This window comes from Falsiroseomonas sp. RANM36, assembly GCF_056682175.1.
Genome location: NZ_JBWXTD010000003.1, coordinates 1,250,435 through 1,252,183, shown reverse-complemented (window position 1 = coordinate 1,252,183; position 1,749 = coordinate 1,250,435). Strand labels below are relative to the sequence as shown.

Below are 1,749 nucleotides of genomic sequence, written 5' to 3'. Positions count from 1 at the left end.
GCGCGCCGGCCGCGGGCCGCGGCGCGCGCGGGGTGCGGCATCGGGCGGCGCGGATCGGGCGGCGCCTCGCCACGGCCGGCCGCCGGGCGGAACAACTCGGGATGGGCCGCGACCAGCGGCGAATCCGCCGCGATCCGGTGCAGCGGCAGGTCCACCGCCAGGGCCATCCCATGCGGCTCCAGCGCGGCGGCCAGCGCGCGCAGGTAGTCGCGTGTCGCCCCGCCGCCGAGGGCGGGATGCACCCGGTCGAAATCGACGATGTCGAAGGGGCTGCCGCTCAGCCCGGGCTGGCAGGGCGGGGCGATCAGCAGTGTGTCGAAGCCCATGGCCGCGATGCGCGCCAGCTGGGCCTCCGCCGCCGCGCCGGTGCCGATCACCAGCGGCGAGGCGTAGTAGATCGCCGGTGCCGCCGCCCGCAGCGTGGCGGGACGTTGCGCGGCATGAACCGGCCCGGTGGCCGGGGCGGGGTGGGCGGGCGCGGGGTGCTGTGGCGTTGCAGGAATCGTTCTCACTCCCCGAATCCGGTCAAGACGGCGTTCCCTGGATATTCCGAATACGATCGCCAAATATCATTGAGAATTTGGCAGACAGCCGCGAAGGAACGGCAAGTCAAAATTCCCGACAGAACGCCGGAGTTGGTACGGCCCGGTGGATGCCTGCCGCGATGATGCGGTGCAATGTGCCCGTATATGGCCCGAAGGTCAAAGCGTTCCCTGATCAACCTGAATTGAAGCCTTTGTATGCTTTTTCCAGACCTGTCTGTGCTCCCGCGGGGCGATGCCTCTCTTTCCCGTGATCGGGCGCTGCCGCCGCCGGTCCGCGGCGGCAGACGCGCGGGCCGATGGGTTGACGCGCCGGAAGCGGCGGCGTTTCAAGCCCGCCGCATCCTGCCGCACGGAGCTCCCCGCATGACCCCCGACATCAAGGCCGCCCTGATGGGCGTGACGACCGCCACCCTGACGACGGTGCTGCTGAAGAAGGGCGTGCGCTTCTGCTACGTGAACGGCGCGCGGCCGATCGTGCCGGGCAATTTCGCGCGCATCGTCGGCCCGGCCTTCACGCTCCGCTTCACCCCGACGCGGGAGGATCTCGCGACCGTGGACAGCTGGTCCTCCCCGCGCTCGACCCGCGCGGCGATCGAGGACATGCCGGAGGGCTGCGTCGCCATCGCGGATGCGATGGGGCTCACCACCGCCGGCATCTTCGGCGACATCCTCTGCGCGCGCATGAAGGTGAAGGGCGTCGCGGGCCTGGTGACGGACGGCATGGTGCGCGACGGGCAGGGCGTGATCGGCACCGGCCTGCCGGTGTTCTGCCAGGGCTATGTGGCGCCGGCCTCGGTCGCCGCGCTGAACTTCGTCGGCTGGCAGGAGACGATCGGCTGCGGCGGCGTGACCGTGGTGCCGGGCGACATCGTGGTGGCCGACGGCGACGGCGCTGTCGTGATCCCGCAGGCGATGCTGGAGGCCGTGACTGAGGCCGCGGTGGAGCAGGAGCGGCTGGAGGGCTGGATCATGAAGGAGGTCAACAAGGGCCTCGCCCTGCCCGGCCTCTATCCGGCGAATGCCGAGCACAAGGCGCGCTACGAGGCCGATAAGGCCGCTGGGCGCGCCTGACGGCAGGACGCTGCCGGGCTCGCCTGGCGGCAAGACGCCGCCGGGCGCGCCTCAGGGCGGGGGGCGCCCCGCCGGCCGCGCGGCGGGGGGGGGGGGGGGGCTGGGGCCGGCCGGCGTCCTCCCCCCCCGGCCC

Annotated in this window: 1 protein-coding gene and 1 pseudogene; one reads left to right on the top strand and one right to left on the bottom strand. The window is 72.4% G+C overall.

All coding sequences use genetic code 11. From position 1 onward, the window contains the following. Positions 1-512, bottom strand: a pseudogene (locus AC1MIR_RS10900) (hypothetical protein); the annotation flags it as partial. Positions 513-908: 396 nt separating this feature from the next. Between AC1MIR_RS10900 and AC1MIR_RS10895 the strand changes: the two are divergent. Beyond that, positions 909-1,616: a ribonuclease activity regulator RraA gene (locus AC1MIR_RS10895; RefSeq protein WP_480028180.1), complete on the top strand. Its 708-nt coding sequence runs from the start codon at positions 909-911 to the stop codon at positions 1,614-1,616. The last annotated feature ends 133 nt before the right edge of the window (positions 1,617-1,749 follow it).

Coding starts and splice junctions, on each gene's coding strand:
- AC1MIR_RS10895 (WP_480028180.1), top strand. CDS start 909: ATGACCCCCGACATCAAGGCCGCCCTGATGGGCGTGACGACCGCCACC.